This is a genomic window from Rufibacter ruber (assembly GCF_001647275.1).
Taxonomy (GTDB): Bacteria; Bacteroidota; Bacteroidia; order Cytophagales; family Hymenobacteraceae; genus Nibribacter; species Nibribacter ruber_C.
Genome location: NZ_LRMM01000132.1, coordinates 1 through 4,610, shown reverse-complemented (window position 1 = coordinate 4,610; position 4,610 = coordinate 1). Strand labels below are relative to the sequence as shown.

The 4,610-nt window shown below is 51.8% G+C and carries 5 protein-coding genes; 1 reads left to right on the top strand and 4 read right to left on the bottom strand.

The genetic code is table 11. From position 1 onward, the window contains the following. Positions 1-954: 954 nt before the first annotated feature. The 4 genes from A8O25_RS22015 to A8O25_RS22000 all read right to left on the bottom strand — a co-directional run bounded on the left by A8O25_RS22015 (position 955) and on the right by A8O25_RS22000 (position 3,479). Positions 955-1,281: a HesB/IscA family protein gene (locus A8O25_RS22015; protein ID WP_066839766.1), complete on the bottom strand. Its 327-nt coding sequence runs from the start codon at positions 1,279-1,281 to the stop codon at positions 955-957. A gap of 21 nt (positions 1,282-1,302) precedes the next feature. Continuing rightward, positions 1,303-1,710 (bottom strand): hypothetical protein, encoded by a 408-nt coding sequence (locus A8O25_RS22010; protein WP_066839765.1) that lies wholly within the window; start codon positions 1,708-1,710, stop codon positions 1,303-1,305. Between the two features lie 18 nt (positions 1,711-1,728). Further along, positions 1,729-2,142 (bottom strand): Fe-S cluster assembly scaffold IscU, encoded by a 414-nt coding sequence (gene iscU, locus A8O25_RS22005; RefSeq protein ID WP_062544368.1) that lies wholly within the window; start codon positions 2,140-2,142, stop codon positions 1,729-1,731. 122 nt (positions 2,143-2,264) lie between these two features. Continuing rightward, the gene (locus A8O25_RS22000; RefSeq protein ID WP_277620033.1) at positions 2,265-3,479 is read right to left on the bottom strand and encodes an IscS subfamily cysteine desulfurase; all 1,215 of its coding nucleotides are present in this window, start codon (positions 3,477-3,479) and stop codon (positions 2,265-2,267) included. A gap of 120 nt (positions 3,480-3,599) precedes the next feature. Here A8O25_RS22000 and mce point away from each other — a divergent pair, with 120 nt between their 5' ends. Further along, positions 3,600-4,001, top strand: coding sequence for a methylmalonyl-CoA epimerase (gene mce / locus A8O25_RS21995; protein ID WP_066839764.1), 402 nt, complete (start codon positions 3,600-3,602; stop codon positions 3,999-4,001). Positions 4,002-4,610 lie beyond the last annotated feature (609 nt).

Below are 4,610 nucleotides of genomic sequence, written 5' to 3'. Positions count from 1 at the left end.
AGGCACGAGTCTGGGGACCCGTGCCAGCGCGGGAGTATCTGGTGGCGTTAGAAGGCACGGAAGTAACTTCCGCGCCATAGAGGAGCTATAGAGGGCAGAAGTAAGGTGAGGCTGCCGCCTCATGGAAGCTGAAAGCTTCCGCCACCATAGGTCCAAGTTGGAAACTTGAACCAGAGATTGTGACAAACAAGCAGCAATAAGTAAACAAACAACAATTAACAATCAACACTTCTGCTAGTGGCGCCTCTGCTAATTAGCACTTCTGCCCCTGGCTGATGTGCGCAGCACGGGCTCGCCTCAGGCTAGCGGATCAGCAACGGTTACCTGCAGAAACAGACAGAGCAGGAGAAGCAATAACAGCAAAGGAACCCAAACCAGTCCTGGGGGTGAGCGCCTCTGTTAATACGGTGCCGCTTTAGCGGCAAGGCCGGAGGGCCTAGTTTTAACAGCAGTGCTCACCGCCAGGACGGGCCCCGCGGCCGTGAGCGCTTAGCAGAAGCTATGGAAAGGGCTGAGGTTTCGCACCGGAGCAAACGCCAAAGCCAGGGGAACAGCAAACTACGCATTACCACAGCAGCAGCAATGGAACACAGCCTATGAGACCTTGCATCCAACAGCCCAGCCAAGGAAACAGCAGACTGCACACTCCTGCAACGGTAGAGACACTGCGTCAAGCGGCCCACCCAAGGGAACAGCAACCACACAACTTAGACAGCATCAACCGCCCCAGACATGGCTGGAATAGCAGAGTAAGCTTCGCCCTCAAACAGCATGAAGGGCGCGGCAGACCAGGCATAGCACAAAAGAGCAAGATGGGTTTGGCCGTAAACAAGTGTAAGATGAATGGAAATCTGTTTTCGGGCTGTTTTTAGCAAAACAGCGAAAAACGCAAATGCCATACAAGCAAAAAGGCACCGCATGCGGTGCCTTTTTGCGTTATCAACTCAACTGTGGTTACACAGAGAAACTGTCGCCGCAGCCGCAGGTACGGCTGGCGTTGGGGTTGTTGAAGAAAAAGCCTTTGCCGTTGAGGCCGTCAGAGAAATCCAGCTCGGTGCCGGCCAGGTAGAGGAAGCTTTTCATGTCTACCACCACCTTCACGCCCTTGTCTTCAAACTCCTGGTCCATGGGCTTTACTTCGTCATCAAAGTCAAGCTTGTAGCTCAAGCCGGAGCAACCGCCGCCGGCCACTGAGGCTCTCAACCTGAAGCTGTCATCTATGTTAGACTCGCGCTTCAGCTTCTCTACTTTTTCTTTCGCTTTATCAGAAACGGTAATCATACGCGTATCCTCCTTTCTTTTCTAAGAGACCGGGTTCAGCACCACACTGAAAACCGTGATGGTGTTCATGTCCCGGCCGTAGTATAATTTATCTAACGCATCATACATGTTGGTGGCCCGGAAGTAGGAGGTTTGCAACTCCCGCTCGCCCCGCGCCATCCACTGGATGGTATAAGAGCTCTCCTGGTCCCGCGACTGCCGTACGTAGTCCAACATCTTCCTGAGTGCATCTATCCGGTCATAGCCCGTCACGGTATGGAACAGGAACGACTGGTGGTGCCGCGGGTTCACGGTGATGAGGTCTAAGCGCATCCGGTCTTCCATGGGTCGGAAATCAAACAACAGCTGATTCCCTTCTATGCCCAGATGCTCCTCAATCTGCCGCTGAATGCGGGCACTCTCTACGTGCACATTGGTGGATGTCTCCATGCTTGCGCCGCCCCTTTCTTAGTGGTGCGACTTGGCTTCTACCAACGGCTCCAGACCGTTTTTCACGCGGTAGTCGTTGATGGCAGACTTGATGGCATCTTCGGCCAGCACAGAGCAGTGAATTTTCACCGGCGGCAAGGCCAATTCTTCCACAATCTCCATGTTGTCAATGGCCAACGCCTCGTCAACGGTTTTACCTTTCAACCACTCAGTGGCCAGAGAAGAAGACGCAATGGCAGAACCACAGCCGAAGGTTTTAAACTTGGCATCGGTAATTACCTGGTTCTCATCTACTTCAATCTGCAGGCGCATTACGTCACCACACTCAGGGGCACCCACTAAACCGGTACCCACGTTAGATTTTGATTTGTCCAGCGTACCCACGTTGCGCGGGTTGCTGTAATGGTCAATAACTTTATCTGAATAAGCCATAGCTCTAGTTAATTAAGAATTTAAAATTATGAATTGAGAATTTGGGTTAAGTAATTAGTTTATACGTTTTTAGGTTGAAAACGAACAATTCCTAATTCTTAATTCCCCATTCCTAATTGATTTTAGTGTTCTGCCCACTCTACAGAGTCAAGGTCAATTCCTTCTTTGAACATTTCCCACAGCGGGCTTAGTTCACGCAGTTTGGTCACGGCCTCTTTCACGTGGTTGATGGCGAAGTCTACTTCCTCCTCAGTCGTGAATCGGCTTAAGCCGAAACGCAGGGAAGAATGGGCCAGGTCATCACTCAAGCCCATGGCTTTGAGCACGTAAGACGGCTCCAGGGAAGCAGACGTACACGCAGAGCCCGAAGAAACGGCAATGTCTTTTACGCCCATCATGAGGCCTTCGCCCTCTACATATTTAAAGGAAATGTTGCTCACGTGCGGCAGACGGTGCTCTTTGTTGCCATTCAGGTAAGACTCTTCCATGGTCAGCAACTCACGCTCCAGGCGGTCACGCATGGCCACAATGCGGGCGGTGTCAGATTCCATGTCGGTGCGGCAGATTTCAGCGGCTTTTCCTAAACCTACAATGCCAGGCACGTTCAAGGTACCGGAACGCATGCCGCGCTCGTGTCCGCCACCGTCCATCTGGGCGGTCACTTTCACCCGTGGGTTCTTGCGGCGTACGTACAACGCACCAACCCCTTTAGGGCCGTACATTTTGTGACCAGAGAAAGCCATCAGGTCAATGCCGTCTGCCTCTACATCTACCGGAATTTTACCCACGGCCTGGGTGGCATCTGAGAAGAACAGCACGCCGTGTTTCTTGGCAATGCGCCCGATTTCTCTGATGGGCTGCACCACGCCCACCTCGTTGTTTCCATACATGATGGAAATCAAGATGGTTTTGTCTGTGATGGCGGCCTCCAGTTCTTCCAGGTTAATCAAGCCTTCAGAATTTACCTGAAGATACGTCACCTGCCCGCCCAGTTTCTCAATGTGCTTGCAGGTATCCAGCACGGCTTTGTGCTCGGTAGTGGCGGTGATGATGTGGTTTCCTTTGGAGGCATACATCTCAAACACCCCTTTGATGGCCAGGTTGTCAGACTCAGTAGCGCCGGAGGTGAAAATCAATTCTTTGGGGTTGCAGTTGATCAACGCGGCAATCTGCTCACGGGCGTAATCAACGGCTTCCTCGGCGGCCCAGCCGAAGGGGTGGTTCCGCGAAGCCGCGTTCCCGAAATGGTTGGTGAAGTACGGCAACATGGCCTCCAACACGCGCGGGTCCATGGGCGTGGTGGCATTATTATCTAGATAAATCGGAAATTTCAGCATCTTCGTCAATAGTTTTCCTCGGTTTCACTACTCAAAAAACAGAATACTTCGTCAGTTAGTTTGATAGTTGGCGCAAAAATACACAAAAATCGTCAGTTAGAATAAGTTTAAATAAGCAGTATGCAGGTAGAACACATAGGCATAGCCGTAAAAAATTGCAATGACGCCAATCAGTTATTTGAAAAATTGCTGGGCACCGCGCCTTATAAGGCCGAAAAAGTGGAAAGCGAAGCCGTAAACACGTCTTTTTTCCACGTGGGGAACACCAAAATAGAGCTGCTGGAGGCCACCTCTGAAAACAGCGCCATTGCCAAGTTCCTGGAGAAAAAAGGGGAGGGAATTCACCACATTGCGTTTGAGGTGGCAGACATTCACGCCGAAATGGAGCGCCTGAGAAGTGAAGGTTTCCAGCTCCTGAATGAGGTTCCCAAACGCGGGGCCGATAACAAATTAGTGTGTTTCGTGCACCCCAAAACGGCCAACGGCGTGCTGGTGGAACTGTGTCAGGAGATACGGGAATAGCAGTTTCTGTGCGTTTTTGGCCTGTTTTTGGGAAAGTAGGCCGAAAACGGAAAAGCAATATTCCCTCTCCCTCGGGGAGAGGGTTAGGGGCAGCGGTGGCTACTGGCATAGTCGCTCGCAGGTCCTCCGGACGCTACGAGGTCTTTGGGGCCGGCTGTAAAGTAGGTGAGGAGGGCGTTTGAAAAAGGATTTTCTTTCTGGCCTTTGCTCTCGGTTATCTTGACTTTGCTTTCCTAAAGGATACCAGGTGAGGTAGAGGTGAGGAGTTTGACTTTGGACCTAAGACCAAGAAGTCGCTGACATTACAACAGGCACAAGGCCCGGAAGTAACTTCCGCGGCATGGTGGAATGCGTTTGGCTCCCGGCGAGTCTGGAGACTCGCACCACTGCTAGGCACGAGTCAGAGACTCGCGCCAGCGCTACACTTTTATAACCATCAGCCATCAACAATCAGCAATTTCATAAAGACCTCGTAGCGTCCGGAGGACCTGCGAGCGTCTGCGCCAACGGCGGTTGCCCAACCAAAGACCTCACAGGTTTTCAGACGCAGGAGGGCAAACCTAAGACTTCCGTTTCGCTGTTTGCAAACAGCCGAACCAGCTTAAGCGT